The following is a 16,301-nucleotide window of genomic DNA, read 5'->3' as shown; positions in this document are numbered from 1 at the left end:
CCGCGTGACGAGGTTCGCGGCATCCCGCCCCTGCCCCTACGCTGACGCCATGACGATGCCGCCGCCCCCGCCGCCCGCGCAGCCCTACCCGGTCGCGCCGCCGCTGCGTCCCGAGGACGAGAAGCTGTGGGCGACGCTGACCCATCTGAGCGGCATCTTCCTCTCGTTCGTGGGCGCGCTCGTCATCTACCTCGTGCTGCGCGACCGGGGGCCGTTCATCCGCGCCCACAGCGCCGCCGCCCTGAACTTCCAGCTCACGGTGCTGATCGCCGCGTTCGTGTGCATCCCGCTGTCGTTCATCGGAATCGGTTTCCTGCTGCTGCTCGCGGTGGGCGTCTACGCCCTCGTGATCGAGATCGTCGCGGCTGTGAAGGCGAGCCAGGGGCAGTGGTACACGCCGCCCCTCAGCATCCGCTTCGTCTCCTGACCCTCGTCGAGCGCCGGAACGGGCCCGGATAGACTGAGGGATGCCGCGTGTCGCGGCGTCCGCGCCCTCGCGCACCCTCTTCACGACGACCATTGGAGCCACCGTGGCCGAGCAGTCCCGCCTCGACAAAGTCATCGCCCTCGCCCGTCACCGCGGGTTCGTCTTCCAGGCGGGCGAGATCTACGGCGGGTCGCGGTCGGCGTGGGACTACGGTCCCCTCGGCACGGAGCTGAAGGAGAACATCCGGCAGCAGTGGTGGCAGACCTTCGTCCGCGGTCGCGGCGACATGGTCGGGCTCGACTCGTCGATCATCCTCCCCAAGCGCGTCTGGGAGGCGTCGGGTCACGTCGCGACCTTCACCGACCCGCTCGTGGAGTGCCTCCAGTGCCACAAGCGGTTCCGCGAGGACACGCTCATCGAGGACTTCGAGACGCGCAAGGGACGCACGGCCGAGAACGGTCTCGGCGACGTGCCCTGCCCGAACTGCGGCACGAAGGGCCAGTACACCGAGCCGAAGTCGTTCTCGGGTCTCGTGAAGACCTACCTCGGTGTCGTCGACGACGAGAGCGGCCTCTACTTCCTTCGTCCCGAGACGGCGCAGGGCATCTTCGTGAACTTCTCGAACGTCCTCACCGCGAGCCGCAAGAAGCCGCCGTTCGGCATCGGCCAGGTCGGCAAGGCGTTCCGCAACGAGATCACCCCCGGCAACTTCATCTTCCGCACGCGCGAGTTCGAGCAGATGGAGATCGAGTTCTTCACGCCGCCGGCCGAGGCGGGCGAGTGGTTCGACCACTGGGTGCAGGCCTGCTGGAACTGGTTCATCGACCTCGGCATCGACCCCGAGAACATGCGCCAGTTCGACGTGCCCGAGGAGGACCGCGCGCACTACTCCGCCGGCACGATCGACGTCGAGTACCGCTTCGGGTTCGCGGGCAAGGAGTGGGGCGAGCTGATGGGTGTCGCCAACCGCACCGACTACGACCTGTCGAGCCACATCGAGGCCTCCGGGCAGAAGCTCACCTACTTCGACCAGGCATCCGGCGAAACCTACGTCCCGTACGTCATCGAGCCGTCGTTCGGTCTGACCCGCGCCATGATGGCCTTCCTCGTCGACGCGTACCGCGAGGAGGAGGTGCCGAACGCGAAGGGCGGCACTGACACCCGCACGGTGCTCGGCCTCGACCCGCGCCTCGCGCCCGTCAAGGTGGCGGTGCTGCCGCTCAGCCGCAACGAGCGCCTGTCGCCACTGGCTCGCAAGGTCGCCGACGACCTGCGCGCGAACGGCTGGAACGTCGACTTCGACGACGCCGGCGCGATCGGCCGCCGCTACCGCCGCCAGGACGAGATCGGCACGCCGTTCTGCGTCACGGTCGACTTCGACTCGCTCGACGACGACGCCGTGACCATCCGCGACCGCGACTCGATGGCGCAGGAGCGCGTGGCCCTGACCGAGCTGCACGCCTACCTCGCTCCGCGCCTCCGCGGCGCCTGAGTCGGGCGCGGCGCGGTGCGGATCGTTGCGGTGCTCGTCGAACGCTCGGCGGGTGCGCGGAAGCGCTGAAAGGCGTTCCGTCCCGCGAAGGGCCTGTCAGTCGAGGACGGTGATCGTCGCGCCCGGCAGCTCGTCGTCGACGACCCGGCGCAGGGTGTCGGAGAGGATGCCGCGCAGCACGGTCCCGTCGACCGCCGCGAGGTGCTTCACGTAGAGGCAGCCGGCGCCCGTCGTGTGCGGCCCGAGCCTCGCGAGCGCCTCCGTGTGCGCGTCGGTCCGGTCGAGGTAGATCGTCGTGGCGGCCTTGCGGGGCGAGAAGCCGAGCAGCGGCATCTCGCCCGTGGTGCCGGTCGCGTAGCGGTAACGGCAGGCGCCGAAGCCGATGATCGACCCGCTCCACATCTGCGGCTCGCGCCCGGTGAGCTCCCGCAGCAGCGCGACGAGGGTCTCGTCATCCGAGCGACGCGTCGCGGGCGTGACCTGCGCGACGAACTCGCCGACGTCCCGCCCCGTGCGCTCCACGGCTCAGCCCTTCGCGGCCTTCGCGGCGGCTTTGGCGGCGCGCTTGTGCTCGCGGACCTTCGCGAGTGACTCCGGCGAGACGATGTCGGCGACGGAGCGGAACGAGCCCTCCTCCCCGTAGGCGCCGGCGGCGTCGCGCCAGCCGGCTCCCGTGAAACCGTACTGCTTGCCCAGGAGCGCCAGGAAGATCCGCGCCTTCTGGTCACCGAAACCCGGCAGCGCCTTCAGCCGCTTCAGCACGGTCGCGCCGTCCGGGTCGCCCTCGGTCCACAGCGCAGCGGCATCCCCGCCCCACTCGTCGACGAGTGCCTGGCACAGCGCCTGCACGCGACCGGCCATCGACCCGGGGAAGCGGTGCACGGCCGGGGTCTGACCGAACGCGGCGGCGAACTCCTCGGGGTCTGCGGCGGCGATGCCGGCGGCGTCGAGCCCGCCCGTGCGATCGCGGATCTTCAGCGGCCCGGCGAAGGCCGTCTCCATCGCGATCTGCTGGTCGAGCAGCATGCCGATCAGGAGGGCAAGCGGTTCGTCGGTGAGGAGCGCGTCGGCGGCCTCGTCGCCGGTGATGTGGAGGGCCATGCGTCCATGTTCCCACTCTCGGCTCACGCGCGGTGGGGGAGGATGGACACCATGGATGCCGCGGCCGCCCCCGATCTCATCTCGCAGGCGCGACGTGCGCGCGTCGCCGTCGTCGGAGGCGGTGTCGCCGGGCTCGTCGCAGCGCTCGAGTGCGCCAAGCTCGGCATCCGGGTGACCCTGTTCGAGGCGGAGGACCGACTCGGCGGCATCGTCGCCTCCGCCGAGCTCGACGGCCAGCGGGTCGACGTCGCCGCCGACGGCTTCCGCGTCGCCCCGGGTGCCCTGCAGGAGCTCCTCGACGACCTCGGCCTCCGGGACGCGGTCGTGCCCGCACGCGAGGCCGAGACCTGGGTCGCCGGCCCTCACGGGGTCGCGCCGCTGCCGGATGCGTCGATCCTCGGCATCCCGGCCAACCCCTTCGACGCCCGCGTGCGCCGGATCATCGGATGGTCGGGCACCTGGCGGGCCTATGTCGACCGGCTGCGGCCGCCGCTGACGATCGGCGCCCAGCGCAGCCTCGGGGCCCTCGTCGAGAGCCGCATGGGTCCGCGGGTCCTCGAGCGGATGGTCGCGCCGCTGACCTTCGGCATCCACGGCGTCCCTCCCGAGGAGGTCGACGTCGACCGGGCAGCCCGCGGCCTCAACGCCGCGCTCACGCGCACCGGTTCGCTCTCGGGCGCCGTCGCGCAGCAGCTGCCCGACGGCGACGCCGGCCCCTCGCGCGCCACGATCGAGGGCGGCATGGCGGTCTTCGTCGACGCCATCGCGCAACGCCTCGCCGACCTCGAGGTCGACGTCCGCACCGGAACCGCGGCCACCGGGCTGCGGCGCACCGACGACGGCTGGACCGTGACGTGGACGGCGGAGGACGAGGAGCAGACCCTCGACGTCGACGCGGTCATCGTCGCGACCCCGGAGGGGCCCGCGCGGCGACTGCTCGCGCCCCACCTGCCCGGCCTCGACGGCGCCGTCCTCTCGCCCGACGACGTCGACGTCGTGACGCTCGTCCTCGATGCCCCCGCCCTCGACGCCCGCCCGCGCGGTCACGCCGTCTACGCGGCTCCGGGCGCCGCGGCGGCGATCGCGGTCGTGCACGCGACGGCGACCTGGCCGCACCGCGCGGGCGAGCCGCACATCGTCCGGGTGACGACATCGGCGAGCGACCTGGCCGACGGCGACGCGATCGCCGCGTCCACCGCCGCCGCCGCCGAGCTGCTCGGCGTCGACCTGGGCACCGTCCGCGGGACGCACCGCGCCCGCTGGTCGCGGTCGCTGCCGTCCTCCGCCCTGTCACCCGCGCGGGACGAGGTCCGCCGCGCCGTCCGGCAGGACGATCGGCTCGGCGTCGTCGGCGCGTGGGTCGACGGCACCGGCCTCACGCGCGTCGTCGCCGATGCGAAGGACGAAGCGGAGCGCATCCGATCCGGCCTGCTGTGGCACGCGGGCGGGCAGGCTGCCTCCACCTGAGCCGCCTGTCAAGGGTGGATGCCGCGAACGGAATGCGCCGTTACGCTGGGTCCTCGGCATCACATCGCTTCGAACGTGAGGAATCGCCATGAAGGGCAAGATCGGAATCGTCGTCGGGCTCACCGCCGGCTACGTGCTCGGGGCCCGTGCGGGCCGCCAGCGCTACGAGCAGATTAAGGACGCGTACCTGCGGGTCTACAACACCCCCGCCGTCCAGAAGCAGGTCGACAAGGTCGGCGAGTTCGGCAAGTCGGCGGCCTTCGCCCTGCCGAGCGTGCTGTGGAGCAGCGCGGTGAAGATCACCCGCGCCGCCACCACGAAGGGCACCGCGGGAGACAAACTCGACGCCGCCCTCGACGCGTCGAAGGACGCCGCGGACGACGTGAAGGACGCCGCCGAGACGACCGCCGACGCCGTGTCGAGCTCCGCGAAGCGGTCGACCGGCTCGGGCACCGCGAAGCGTTCCTCCGGCACCGGAACCAAGAAGTCCTCGTCCGCCTCATGAGCACGCCTCGCGGATTCCGCGACCGGGGTGACGACAGCCTCCTCGGTCTCGTCGGTGAGCTCCCCGAGCTCGTCAAGAACCTCATCGTCGCCGAGATCAACGCCGCGAAGGCCTGGGCGACGCGGACCGGGAAGGATGCCGGCGTCGTCGGCCTCTGGTTCGTCCTGGCGCTGTTCGTCCTGTTCTGGACCCTCCCGGCGATCGGTGCATTCACGGTCATCGGTCTGTCCTCGTGGATGGCGCCCTGGCTGGCGGCGCTCATCCTCGTCGTGCTCGGTCTGCTGCTCGTGGTGATCTTCGGGATCCTCGGGATGCTGCGGATCAAGCGCATGAAGAACCGTGAGAACCCCGCGAAGGCCCTGTCGACCGACGCCCGAATCGTGAAGGAAGTGGCCGATGAGTTCTGACCTGCCCCGCACCGCCGTTCCGCTCGGCATCACGGACCCCGTCGAGCGTGCGCGCGCCGAGCTGAAGGCCGCGCTCGCCGCGATCGAGGAGAAGGCGAACGTCCCCAAGCGGGCCGCCCGCGCCACCCGGCGCGCCCAGGTTTCGGCCCGCGAGTTCGCGGACCGCAACCCCTCGGGTGCCGTCGTCGCCGCGGTCGGTGTCGCCGCCGCCATCGGGCTCGTCGTCTGGGGAGCCGTCCGGCTGTACACGCGCTGATCGGTGCGGCGGACCCCGTCGCCGCGTCGCCGCTGACGACCCGGGGTATGCTCGGAGCAGGCAGCGGCGATGGTGCAGATGCTGCCGACGACAGGGTCCCGAACGTGCGCATCTGCGCGCATCCCTCCGCTGAGCGTCGGCCGTCTCGCTCGGGGGCGGCCACCGCCGACACGAGAGTCGAACCATGAACACACCTGCTGCGGCAGCACCGAAGCCCCTCAAGGGCTGGCGGGTGCTCGTCCCGCGCGGGGGTCCCTGGGGAGACAGCGTCGCCGCGGCGCTGCGCGCGCAGGGGGCGACGCCCGTGATCGCGCCGCTCATCAACTTCGCCCCGTCCGAGGACCCCACCGACCTCGAGTCGGCGCTCCGCGACCTCGCGTCGGGCGCCTTCGACTGGGTGACCCTCACGAGTTCGACGACCGTCGACGTCCTCCACGCCTACCGTGCGGTGATCCCTCCCACCACCCGCGTCGCCGCCGTGGGTGAGACGACCGCCGCGGCGCTCGGCGCCGTCGGCTACCGCGTCGACCTGGTCCCCGACGACGACAACTCGGCTGCGGGGATGGCGGCGCAGCTCATCGCCCTCGAGCCGAAGCCCATGCGGGTGCTGACGCTCCGCAGCGAACTGGCCAAGCCGGTCCTGACGCGGCTGCTCGTCGAGGCGGGGCACGACGTCCGCAGTGTCGTGGCGTACCGCACCGTCGGGGTGCCGGTCACCGAGAAGGTGGCCGCCGACGTCCGTTCCGGGCGCATCAACGCGATCCTCGTCACCAGTGGCTCCGTCGCCCAACAGGTCCACGAGCAGTTCCCCGAGATCCCGGCGGGCACCGTGATCGCCGCGATCGGTCCCCGCACGGCGAAGGACGCCCGCCGCGCCGGGCTGGGGGTCAGCGTGATCGCCAAGGAGCAGACGGTCGCCGGGCTCATCGCCGCCGTGGCCCAGTTCCCGTTGCCGCACGCGATCGACGAGTTCGCCCCGCCGACCGGTTCGTTCCCCCGCATCCAGGGCTGAAGCGGATGGCCGAGACCGGATCGTTGCGGATGCGGCATCCGTCGTACGGGACGCGTTTGGCAGACTGATCCCATGGTGACGCTGCTGCTCGACTCGTCGCGACTGGAGGTCGCGCTCTCGGCCACCGAGCGTGCGCTGTCGTTCCGCAAGGACGCCGTCCGCGTCGAGCGCACCCACATCGCGAAGGTGCAGCTCGTCGACGACCCGTGGACCTGGCTGCGCGGGGTGCCGACCCCCGGCACCGTCATCCCGCGGACCGTCGCGATGGGGCGGTGGCGCTCCGCCGGCGGCGACGATTTCGTGCTCGTGCGGCGGCGGCGCCCCTCGGTCGTGATCGACCTCGACGGCGACCCCGAGTTCCAGCGCCTCGTCATCACCACGCGACACGGGCTCGCCCTCGTCCAGGCCCTGCGCCTCGAAGCCGACGATGAGCCGGTCGACGTCGTCGAGCTCGTGACGACGGAGATCCCGGTGCAGCGACCGGATGCCGCGGCGGACGGGCCCGTGCGGGCGCCGCGTCGCCGGGCGCCACGACCCGCGCAGGCCTGACGCGCTCGGCCGGCACCAAGGATCCGGCCGGTAACGTTGCCCGGGTGAGTGAACCCGCGGCATCCCGTCTGCTCGTCCGTGCGGAGGGGAGCGTCGGACGCATCACGCTGAACCGGCCCGAGGCGATCAACGCCGTCGACCACGGCATGATCCGCGGCATCGCCGACGCGCTCGACGCGTGGGAGCATCACCCCGACATCCGCCTGATCCTGCTCGACGGCGCGGGCGAGCGGGGCTTCTGCGCGGGCGGCGACGTGCGCGCGCTGCGCGAGCAGATCCTGGCGGGCGAGGCCGAGGCGGCGATGGCGTTCTTCCGCGACGAGTACGCGCTGAACGCGAGGATCGCGGAGTACCCGAAGCAGGTCGTCGTCTTCGCCGACGGCGTGACGATGGGCGGCGGCATCGGCCTGGCGGGACACGCCTCGGTGCGCCTGGTCACCGAGCGCTCCCGACTCGCGATGCCCGAGACCCGCATCGGCTTCACCCCCGACGTGGGCGGGTCGTGGCTGCTCGGCCGCGCGCCGGGACGGGTCGGCGAGTACCTCGCCCTCACGGGCGGGACGATGGATGCCGCCGACGCGATCCACGCCGGATTCGCCGACCACCTCGTGCCCGCCAACCGCCTCGGCGACGTGCGGCACGCCCTCGTCACGCGGGCCGACCCCGACACACCGACCGAGATCGCGATGCTGTTCGACGAGACCCCCGAACCCGGTCGTCTCGCCGCCTCGCGCGCGTGGATCGACGATGCGTTCGCCGCCGACACGGTCGCCGAGATCATCGCCCGCCTTCGCGAGCGACCCGAAGCGGATGCCGCGGCCACGGCGGACCTGCTCGAGACCCAGGCTCCGACCGCGCTGACCGTCACCCTCGCCGCCGTGCGCTCGGCGCGCGGGCTGCCGGACCTGCGCGCGGCCCTGGCGCAGGAGTACGCGCTCGTCGAATGGTTCGGCCGCACCCAGCCCGACCTCGTCGAGGGGATCCGCGCGCAACTCGTCGACAAGGACCGGGCGCCGCGCTGGCAGCCGGCCCGCCTGCACGAGGTCCCCGCTGAGACCGCCGACACCGCGCTCGCGTTCCGCCCGAGCGTCCCCCTCTGGAGCTGACGTGTTCGACAGTCCCCTCTCCGCGTCGGCGTACGAGGTCCTCGGCGTGGCCGCCGACGCGAGCGACGACGACCTGCGCAAGGCCTACCGGTTGCGTCTGCGGCAGACGCATCCCGACACCGGCGGCGACGCCGCGCAGTTCGTGCAGGTGCAGCGCGCGTGGGAGCTCGTGGGGACCGCCGAGGCCCGCGCGGCGTACGACTGCGGCCACGGCTTCGGCGAGACCGCCTCGTACGGCCCGGATCCGTCGGCCCCGATGTGGCGGCCCCCTGCCCGGCAGGCCGACACCCGGCCGCGCGCCCGCTCGTTCGGACAGCCCGGCGGCTGGCGTCGCGAGCGGTACCTCGACCTGATCCGCGAGTGGGCGGGTCGCGGGGTGGACCTCGCCGACCCGTACGATCGCGCCCTCGTCCGCAGCGCGCCGCGCGAGGTGCGACGCCTGCTCGCGGATGCGCTCGCCGAGGAGGCGACGGCGCGGATCGTCGCCGAGCTCGGCATGGGGTACACCGTGTGGCACGACGTGGCGGCCGATGCGCGGAACCCGGACGTGAAGCTCGACCACATCGTGCTGGGGCCGAGCGGCCTCTACGCCGTGCTGTCGGAGGACTTCGGCGCGCCGGTGCGCACCCGCCGCGGCGAGCTCGAGGGCGACGCGGTCGTCGGCGCTCCCGTCGCGCAGCTCGTGCTCGCGGCGCGCGCGCTCGGCCGTGCGGCGAAGGTGCGGTTCAGCGCCGCGCTCGTCGTCCTCCCCGACGACGACGTCACGACGGCGGTGGAGGAACTCGGCAAGGTGAAGGGTCTGCCCGTCGCCGTCGTCGCCCGCAGCGTCCTCGCGACGGTCCTCCGCCGCGGCGTCAGCGGTGCGCGCGACATCGGCGGCAACGAGCTCTTCGACGTGCGGACGCGACTGCAGCAGACCGTCCGCTTCGCCTGAGTCTCAGTCGCCGCCGCGCACGAGCTGCATCGGGTGCGTGAGGCGCCACCACGGGTCGGGGCCGGAGATCGCGGTCTTCACGCTCACCGGCACCTCGACCTGGTCGGCCGGCCCCGAGAGGACGAGCGTGCCCGCATCCGCTCCGGCCGCGGCATCCGCCTCGATGTCGAAGGATGCCTCGGCCGTTGCCGTCGCACCGTTCCACAGGTGCAGCTCGGCGTCCTCGTCGGTGACGAGCGTGGTCTTCGCGCCCCAGGCCGTGGTGACCTCGGCGACCACCGTGCCGGCGGGGAGGGTGGAGGTGACGGACGCCTCCTGCGCGACGGCGTCGAGCAGGGCTTCGGTATCGTCGACGCGGGCGCCGTCCGTCGGCGCGCCGGCCACGGAGGCGAACAGGGCCGTGGGGCCGCCGCCGAGGTCGACCGTCCGCGCGGCGACGAGGTTGTAGTAGCCCGCGTAGCTGCCGGTCTTCAGACCCACGACGCCGTCGGTGCCGAGCAGGGCGTTGGTGTTCTCGAACTCGCCCGCGCCGGGCAGCTCCGCGGTCTCCGTGGCGACGATCTCGGCGATCACAGGGTTGGCGAGCGCCTTCTCGGCGAGGGCGACCATGGCCGCCGGGGTGGCGACGTTGCCGCGGTCGTAGCCGGAGGCATCCGTCACCGTGATGCCGTCGAGCCCGTTCTCGGCGAGCCACGCATTCGCGGCGGTTACGTACTCCTCGACGGACCCGAACGCGTCGGTCGCGAGACGGTCGGCGTAGTTGCTGGCCGAGGCGATGAGCATGCCCTGGAGCATCTGGTACTGGGTCAGCGAGCCATCGTCGGGGACGTTGAGCGCCGACTGGTTCTGCCCGACGTAGTCCCAGTACTCCAGGCGGTCGGCGTACGTGAACGCGTACTCGGGACCCTGCTCGCCGGCGGCGAGCGGCGCCTGGTCGAGGATGACGAGGGCGGTCACCAGCTTGGTCGTGCTCGCCATCTGCGCCGGCGTCTCGGACGAGGCCGCGGCAGCGAACCCGGTGATGCCGACGGCGGATTCGCCCTCGGCGGGCCACGCGATCGCGCTCGGCGCCCCCGTCAGGGCGGCGGCGTCGGTCGTCGTCGCCGAGGGCGTCACGTTGTTCAGGGGCCAGAGCAGCATGGCGCTCGTGTAGGCCGTCACGACCGCCAGGACGGCGAGGGCCGGGATGCCGAGGACGGCGAGCGGGATGCCGCGCCGCCGACGCTCGGGCGGCAGCAGTTCGAAGGTCGCGGGCTGAGCCTGGGAGGCGCTCACCGGACGCCCCTCCTCGTCGACCCACCCGAGCGCACGGTGATCGGCGGCAGGGGAGGCAGGCGTCGCACCGCGCCGGCGTCGGCGCGTGCGGGAATCGGCGTCGTCCACGGTCACCGGACAACGGTAGCGCGCTCTCCCTGTGGCTATACTCGACGCACAACCACGGGAGTCCGGTGAGCCGGGCTGAGAGGAAGCGATCCACGCTTCGACCGTCGAACCTGATCCGGATCATGCCGGCGCAGGGAGGAGAGAGAAATGCACGCTGTCGCGTCCACGTCCGAGACCCGGACCACCACGTCGCCGAACCGCTACCGCTGGCGTGTCGTCGACATCGTCGTCGCCGCCGTCCTCGGCGTCGCGGTGGGCCTGCTGTTCTGGTTCTGGAACGGGGTCGGTTACGGCTGGTTCGAGGTGATGGATGCCGCGACCCCCGGCCTCGGCGGCTTCGCCGTCGGCATCTGGCTCATCGGCGGTGTCATCGGCGGTCTCGTGATCCGAAAGCCCGGCGCCGCGCTGCTCGTCGAGGTCGTCGCTGCGGCCGTCTCGGCCACGATCGGCAACATCTGGGGCCCGTCGACGCTGCTGTCGGGCCTCGTCCAGGGCCTCGGCGCCGAGCTCATCTTCGCGGTGTTCCTCTACCGCCGCTTCGGCATCGGTGTGGCCGCGCTCGCCGGCGTCGGCGCGGGCGTCGCCGCGTGGATCTTCGAACTGTTCTTCGGCTCGACCCCGAACATCCTGAAGACGCTCGAGTTCAACCTCATCTACCTCGGCACGATCATCGTCTCGGGCGTCGTGCTCGCCGGCGTCGTGGGCTGGCTGCTCGTCCGGGCTCTCGCGAAGACCGGTGCCCTCAGCCGGTTCGCCGCGGGTCGAGAACAGGCGGACGAGGTCTGACCACCGGGTCCCGCCCGGCCGGACTCCGCGCACGCGGCTGGGGGTGGCGCTACGCGGGCCGCCGCCGACCGGCCGTCGCGGACGTCGACCTCGACATCGCCCCCGGCGAGCGGGTGCTCCTGCTCGGTGCATCGGGCGCGGGCAAGTCGACGCTCCTGGCGGGGATGGCGGGGCTGCTCGGCGGTGACGAGGACGGCGAGGCGTCGGGTCGGATGACGATCGACGGCGCCGACCCGAGCACGCAGCGCGGCCGTGTCGGCCTCGTGCTGCAGGATCCCGACGCCGGGGTCGTGCTCTCCCGTGTCGGCGACGACGTGGCATTCGGTTGCGAGAACCTCGGCGTCCCGCCCGAACGCATCCCGGTGCGGGTGCGCGCCGCGCTCGACGCCGTCGGGCTCGACGTCCCGCTCGACCGCGAGACCGCGCGGCTCTCGGGCGGCCAGAAGCAGCGCCTCGCGATCGCGGGCGCCCTCGCGATGGACGCGGGTCTGCTGCTGCTCGACGAGCCGACCGCCAACCTCGACCCCGTCGGGGTCCGCGAGGTGCGCGCCGCGGTCGGACGGGCGGTGGAGGCCACGGGCGCCACCCTCGTCGTGATCGAGCACCGGACGGACGTGTGGGTCGACCTCATGACGCGGGTCGTGGTCCTCGACGCCGAAGGGGGTCTGCTCGCGGACGGAACACCCGCCGAAGTGTTCACCCGTCACGCGGCGACCCTGCTCGCGGCCGGGGTCTGGCTGCCGGGTCACCCCGTCGACCTGCCCGCGCTGCCGGCCGTGACGGCGGACGTCCCCGCCGCCCTCCGGGCGAGGGGGCTGGCCGTCTCACGGGACGGGCGGACGCCGGTGCGCGAGGGACTGGACCTCGAGGTGGCGGCGGGGGCGGCATCCGTCATCACCGGACCCAACGGCGTCGGCAAGTCGACCCTCGCGCTGACCGTCGCGGGGCTCCTGCCGGAGTTCGCCGGGACCGTCGAGGCGGGCACCGTGCCCGCGGGGCGTCGGGGAGCGCGGCCCTCCCGCTGGAGTTCGCGCGAGCTCCTCACCCGGATCGGCACCGTGTTCCAGGATCCCGAGCACCAGTTCCTCGCCTCGACGGTGCGTGCAGAGCTCGAGGTCGGACCGCGCGCCCTCCGGCGCCCGCCCCGCGAGATCGACGCCGTCGTGGACCGGCTGCTCGACGAGCTCGGGCTCACCGCGCTCGCGCGCGCCAATCCGTTCACGCTGTCGGGCGGTCAGAAGCGGCGGCTGTCGGTGGCCACGGTCCTCGCCACATCGCCCGAGGTCGTCGTCCTCGACGAGCCGACGTTCGGGCAGGACCGTCGCGGCTGGGCCGGCATCGTCTCGCTGCTGCAGGCGCAGGTCGCCGACGGGCGCGCGGTCGTCGCGGTGACGCACGACGAGGATGCGGTGCGGCTGCTCGGCGGACGGCACATCGAGCTCGCGGCGGTGGCGTCATGATCCTCGCGGCGGCCGACACCGGGACCGCGAGGCGGGACGCGTGGCTCGACGGGGTCAACCCGGCGGTCCGCATCCTGCTCGCCTTCGTCCTGGCCATCCCGCTGCTGACGACGATCGACGCGGTCAGCGCCGGTGTCGCCGTCGTTCTGATGGTGCTGTGCATCCCGCTGACCGGGATCGGGTTCGGGGCGACGCTGCGACGGATGGCGCCCGTGCTCGTGCTGATGCCGGTCGCCGGGTTGAGCATGCTGCTGTACGCCGAGCCGGGCGGGCGCGTGTACGCCTCGTTCTGGTACGCGACGATCAGCGACGCGTCGATCGGATTCGCGGTGGCGGTCGGGGTGCGGGTCATCGCGCTCGCGCTCCCGACGGTCCTGCTGTTCAGCCGCGTCGACCCGATCGAACTCGCCGCGGCGCTCGCTCAGATCGTGCGGCTGCCCGCACGACTCGTGCTCGGGGTGCTCGCCGGGACGCGCACGCTCGGGCTGTTCGTCGACGACTGGCGGGCCATGCGCCTCGCGCGGCGGGCGCGCGGCGTGGGGGACCGGAACGCCGTGCGCCGGTTCTTCTCGATGGCGTTCGTGCTCCTCGTCTTCGCGGTGCGTCGCGGTACCCGCCTGGCGACCGCGATGGAGGCGCGCGGATTCGGCGCGCCCGTCGAACGCACGTGGGCCCGCACCTCGCGCCTGTCCCGCCGGGACGTGGTCGCGGTCGCCGGTGCGTTGGCGATCGTGGCCGTGGCGATCGCGGTCGCCGTGGCCGTCGGCTCGTTCCGCGTCGTCTGGATGTGAGCGGCGGGTCAGAACGCGTAGGCGAAGCAGATCGAACGGGGCATCGTCTCGGCGTACGGCTCGTAGACCGGGATGCGGGTGAATCCGAGCGACTCGTAGAGGGCGACCGATTCCGGCTGGGGGATGCCGGTCTGCAGGATGACCCGATCGGCACCGCCCGCGCGTGCCCGGTCGAGCGCCGCGGTCATGAGGGAGCGAGCGATGCCGCGGCCCCGAGCCGCCGCCGTGACGACGAGACGCTTGATCTCCCACTCCTCGCCGAGGCGACGGAGGATGACGTGGCCGGTCGGTGTGCCGTCGGCATCCACCGCGATCAGGGTCGCGACGATCTCGTCCGGATGCATTGCGAGCGCGCGGGAGCGCGCGGCCTTCCGCTCGGCGGGCTCGTCGCCGTGGAACCCGTCGTAGCGGGCGCCGAGGTCGGCATCCAACTCATCGCGGAGCGCGGTCGCGCGCGGGTCGGCCCACGCGACCTCGAGGATGCGGAACCCGGTGCTCGTCCGTTCGCTCACCGGTCGAGCCTAAGCGCCCGCGGGGGTGTCGCGGCTGGTAGCGTCCGCGGTATGTCCGCCCCCGCCCTGCACCCGCGTCTGCGACGCAGCGCTGCCGGCGCCGTTCTCGCGGTCGGGGTGCTGCAGGCGGTCGCGATCGTGGTCACCGGGGTGCTGTGGTTCCTGCGGGGCGTCTTCGCCGGCGGGCCCTGCTCTCCGGCGTGCGACTGGGATGCGGCGGATGCCGCGGGCATGCTCTTCGGCGGCGCGATCCTCACCAGCCTCGTCCTCACCGCGGCCGCCGCGATCGTCGCGTGGCGCACGGGGCGCGACCTCGCGTGGGTGCCGCTCGTCTCGGCATCCGTCGTCGTGGCGGGCTACCTGGCCGCCGCGGCGCTCTTCGACGGCGCGGTGCGCTGACGGGTCAGGTCGCGTTCCAGAGGTCGCGGTGGGAGGCGAGGCGCTCCTCACCGGCAGGAGCGCCGCACCGCGCGCGAGGCGGCGCGGACGGCTAGCCTGGAGGCATCCTGCTACCGTGGCACCCAGTCGCGCGTAGGGTGGAACCCGATCCCGTTCGAAGGAGAGCGCATGGACATCGCCGGATCATCCGCCGTCGTCACCGGGGGAGCCAGCGGGCTCGGGCTCGCGACCGCCCGCCGCCTCGCCGCGCAGGGTGCGCACGTCGTCATCGTCGACCTGCCGACCTCATCCGGGTCCGCCGTCGCCGCGGAGCTCGGCGGGACCTTCGCCGCCGCCGATGTGACGGATGCCGCGCAGGTGCAGGCGGCCGTGGCCGCGGCATCCGCCGTCGCCCCGCTGCGCGTCGCCGTCAACTGCGCCGGGATCGCGCCGCCCGCGAAGGTCCTCACCCGCGACGGTTCGCCGAGCCCGATCGCCGACTTCGAACGGATCATCCGCATCAACCTGATCGGCACCTACACCGTCATCGCCCACGCGGCGGCGGCGATGGCGGCGACCGAACCGACGGGATCCGGGGACCGCGGCGTCATCGTGAACACCGCGTCGGTCGCGGCCTTCGACGGTCAGATCGGGCAGCCCGCGTACGCGGCCAGCAAGGGCGGGGTGCACGCGATGACGCTGCCGATCGCGCGCGAACTGGCGCGCTCGGCGATCCGCGTCTGCACGATCGCCCCCGGGATCATGGAGACGCCCATGCTCGCGGGTCTTCCCGAGGCGGCGCAGGAGTCGCTCGGCCAGCAGGTGCCCTACCCGGCGCGGCTCGGCAAGCCCGACGAGTACGCCGCGCTCGTGCAGCACATCGTCGAGAACGGCTACCTCAACGGTGAGACGATCCGTCTCGACGGTTCGATCCGCATGGCCCCGAAGTGAGTGGAGACCCGATGAGCGATTCGATCCTGCTGCGCCGCGAGGGCGCCCTCGCCCGGCTGACCTTCCACCGCCCAGCGTCCCTGAACGCGATGGACTTCGAGATGGGCACGCGCTGGCGCGACCTCGCGCACGAGCTGACGCGCGACGACACGGTCGGCGCGATCGTGTTGGATGCCGCGGGCCCGGCGTTCTGCGCCGGCGGCGACGTCGTGCAGATGGCGACCTCCGGCGGCAGCGGTGGCACGATCACTGAGATGGCCGGAGTGATCCACGACGGCATCCGGACCTTCGTGGAGTCGTCGATCCCGATGGTCGCGGCGGTGCAGGGAGCGGTCGCCGGCGGCGGTCTCGGTCTCATGCTGACGGCTGACTACATCGTCGCCTCGCCGCGAGCCGTGTTCGTCAGCAAGTACGCGAACATCGGGCTCACCCCCGACCTCGGCGTCTCGACGCTGCTGCCGGCGGCGGTCGGACAGCGCCGCGCGCTGCAGCTGCTGCTCACCGACACGACGATCGACGCGCCCACCGCGCTCGAGTGGGGGCTCATCGCCGAGGTCGTCGACCAGCCCGGGGAGCGTGCCGACGAGATCGCGCGGGCCTGGCTCGACGGCGCGACCGGGGCGTTCGGGCAGGCGAAGCGCCTCGTCCGCACCGGCGCCGCGCGCCCGTTCGCCGACAACCTCGACGACGAAGCCCGCACGATCGGTGCCGCGTTCGACACCCCCGACGCGGCGACGCGGATCGCCGCGTTCGCCGCGGCATCCCGTTCGCGCCGTTCCTGACC

At 72.9% G+C, this 16,301-nt stretch carries 20 protein-coding genes and 1 riboswitch; of the genes, 16 read left to right on the top strand and 4 right to left on the bottom strand.

Going from position 1 to position 16,301, the window contains the following annotated elements:
* The first annotated feature begins 49 nt into the window (after positions 1-49).
* Together Q9S36_RS17485 and Q9S36_RS17480 are read left to right on the top strand one after the other, a co-directional pair.
* The gene (locus tag Q9S36_RS17485) at positions 50-427 is read left to right on the top strand and encodes a DUF4870 domain-containing protein (RefSeq protein WP_311286229.1); all 378 of its coding nucleotides are present in this window, start codon (positions 50-52) and stop codon (positions 425-427) included.
* 103 nt (positions 428-530) lie between these two features.
* Positions 531-1,919: a glycine--tRNA ligase gene (locus tag Q9S36_RS17480; RefSeq protein WP_311286460.1), complete on the top strand. Its 1,389-nt coding sequence runs from the start codon at positions 531-533 to the stop codon at positions 1,917-1,919.
* A 96-nt stretch (positions 1,920-2,015) separates the two neighbouring features.
* Here the strand turns inward: Q9S36_RS17480 and Q9S36_RS17475 are convergent, their stop codons facing one another.
* Positions 2,016-2,441: a DUF1801 domain-containing protein gene (locus Q9S36_RS17475; protein WP_311286228.1), complete on the bottom strand. Its 426-nt coding sequence runs from the start codon at positions 2,439-2,441 to the stop codon at positions 2,016-2,018.
* A gap of 3 nt (positions 2,442-2,444) precedes the next feature.
* A complete protein-coding gene (locus Q9S36_RS17470; protein WP_311286227.1) occupies positions 2,445-3,020 on the bottom strand; it encodes an HhH-GPD-type base excision DNA repair protein in 576 nt (191 codons plus the stop codon).
* A gap of 51 nt (positions 3,021-3,071) precedes the next feature.
* On the opposite strand from Q9S36_RS17470, the gene Q9S36_RS17465 reads away from it, so the two are divergent.
* The 8 genes from Q9S36_RS17465 (at position 3,072) to Q9S36_RS17430 (ending at position 9,256) form a co-directional block, all read left to right on the top strand.
* Entirely contained in the window at positions 3,072-4,487 is a 1,416-nt protein-coding gene (locus tag Q9S36_RS17465; RefSeq protein ID WP_311286226.1) for an FAD-dependent oxidoreductase, read from the top strand.
* Positions 4,488-4,575: 88 nt separating this feature from the next.
* Positions 4,576-4,992 (top strand): hypothetical protein, encoded by a 417-nt coding sequence (locus Q9S36_RS17460; RefSeq protein WP_064003418.1) that lies wholly within the window; start codon positions 4,576-4,578, stop codon positions 4,990-4,992.
* Positions 4,989-5,399: a phage holin family protein gene (locus Q9S36_RS17455; RefSeq protein ID WP_064003417.1), complete on the top strand. Its 411-nt coding sequence runs from the start codon at positions 4,989-4,991 to the stop codon at positions 5,397-5,399. The genes Q9S36_RS17460 and Q9S36_RS17455 overlap by 4 nt, the downstream gene beginning before the upstream one ends.
* Positions 5,389-5,655, top strand: coding sequence for a hypothetical protein (locus tag Q9S36_RS17450; protein ID WP_064003416.1), 267 nt, complete (start codon positions 5,389-5,391; stop codon positions 5,653-5,655). The genes Q9S36_RS17455 and Q9S36_RS17450 overlap by 11 nt, the downstream gene beginning before the upstream one ends.
* Positions 5,656-5,839: 184 nt before the next feature.
* Positions 5,840-6,667 (top strand): uroporphyrinogen-III synthase, encoded by an 828-nt coding sequence (locus tag Q9S36_RS17445; RefSeq protein ID WP_311286225.1) that lies wholly within the window; start codon positions 5,840-5,842, stop codon positions 6,665-6,667.
* Positions 6,668-6,739: 72 nt separating this feature from the next.
* Positions 6,740-7,216 (top strand): hypothetical protein, encoded by a 477-nt coding sequence (locus tag Q9S36_RS17440; protein ID WP_253035249.1) that lies wholly within the window; start codon positions 6,740-6,742, stop codon positions 7,214-7,216.
* Between the two features lie 44 nt (positions 7,217-7,260).
* Complete coding sequence (locus Q9S36_RS17435; RefSeq protein WP_311286224.1) at positions 7,261-8,322, top strand: enoyl-CoA hydratase/isomerase family protein; 1,062 nt, start codon at positions 7,261-7,263, stop codon at positions 8,320-8,322.
* A 1-nt stretch (position 8,323) separates the two neighbouring features.
* Positions 8,324-9,256, top strand: coding sequence for a DnaJ domain-containing protein (locus Q9S36_RS17430; RefSeq protein ID WP_311286223.1), 933 nt, complete (start codon positions 8,324-8,326; stop codon positions 9,254-9,256).
* Between the two features lie 3 nt (positions 9,257-9,259).
* Here the strand turns inward: Q9S36_RS17430 and Q9S36_RS17425 are convergent, their stop codons facing one another.
* Complete coding sequence (locus Q9S36_RS17425) at positions 9,260-10,645, bottom strand: serine hydrolase (protein ID WP_311286222.1); 1,386 nt, start codon at positions 10,643-10,645, stop codon at positions 9,260-9,262.
* Positions 10,646-10,683: 38 nt separating this feature from the next.
* Positions 10,684-10,793: riboswitch (TPP riboswitch) on the top strand.
* Here Q9S36_RS17425 and Q9S36_RS17420 point away from each other — a divergent pair.
* The 3 genes from Q9S36_RS17420 (at position 10,787) to Q9S36_RS17410 (ending at position 13,676) form a co-directional block, all read left to right on the top strand.
* A complete protein-coding gene (locus Q9S36_RS17420) occupies positions 10,787-11,425 on the top strand; it encodes an ECF transporter S component (protein ID WP_217532446.1) in 639 nt (212 codons plus the stop codon). It overlaps the preceding riboswitch by 7 nt.
* Before the next feature lie 113 nt (positions 11,426-11,538).
* The gene (locus tag Q9S36_RS17415) at positions 11,539-12,885 is read left to right on the top strand and encodes an ABC transporter ATP-binding protein (RefSeq protein WP_311286221.1); all 1,347 of its coding nucleotides are present in this window, start codon (positions 11,539-11,541) and stop codon (positions 12,883-12,885) included.
* Positions 12,882-13,676, top strand: coding sequence for an energy-coupling factor transporter transmembrane component T (locus tag Q9S36_RS17410; RefSeq protein WP_311286220.1), 795 nt, complete (start codon positions 12,882-12,884; stop codon positions 13,674-13,676). Before Q9S36_RS17415 ends, Q9S36_RS17410 begins: the two co-directional genes overlap by 4 nt.
* An 8-nt stretch (positions 13,677-13,684) precedes the next feature.
* Here the strand turns inward: Q9S36_RS17410 and Q9S36_RS17405 are convergent, their stop codons facing one another.
* Positions 13,685-14,188, bottom strand: a complete 504-nt coding sequence (locus tag Q9S36_RS17405) for a GNAT family N-acetyltransferase (RefSeq protein WP_311286219.1) — start codon at positions 14,186-14,188, stop codon at positions 13,685-13,687.
* Positions 14,189-14,239: 51 nt separating this feature from the next.
* On the opposite strand from Q9S36_RS17405, the gene Q9S36_RS17400 reads away from it, so the two are divergent.
* From Q9S36_RS17400 to Q9S36_RS17390, 3 genes are all read left to right on the top strand, one after another.
* Positions 14,240-14,587 (top strand): hypothetical protein, encoded by a 348-nt coding sequence (locus Q9S36_RS17400; protein WP_311286218.1) that lies wholly within the window; start codon positions 14,240-14,242, stop codon positions 14,585-14,587.
* 168 nt (positions 14,588-14,755) lie between these two features.
* On the top strand, positions 14,756-15,517 hold the full coding sequence (locus Q9S36_RS17395) for an SDR family NAD(P)-dependent oxidoreductase (protein ID WP_311286217.1): 762 nt from the start codon (positions 14,756-14,758) through the stop codon (positions 15,515-15,517).
* 11 nt (positions 15,518-15,528) lie between these two features.
* Complete coding sequence (locus Q9S36_RS17390) at positions 15,529-16,299, top strand: enoyl-CoA hydratase/isomerase family protein (RefSeq protein ID WP_311286216.1); 771 nt, start codon at positions 15,529-15,531, stop codon at positions 16,297-16,299.
* Positions 16,300-16,301: the final 2 nt, after the last annotated feature.

The organism is Microbacterium sp. ARD31 (genome assembly GCF_031844425.1).
Note: the sequence above shows the minus strand (reverse complement) of the source record. Positions and strands in the feature narration are given on the sequence as shown.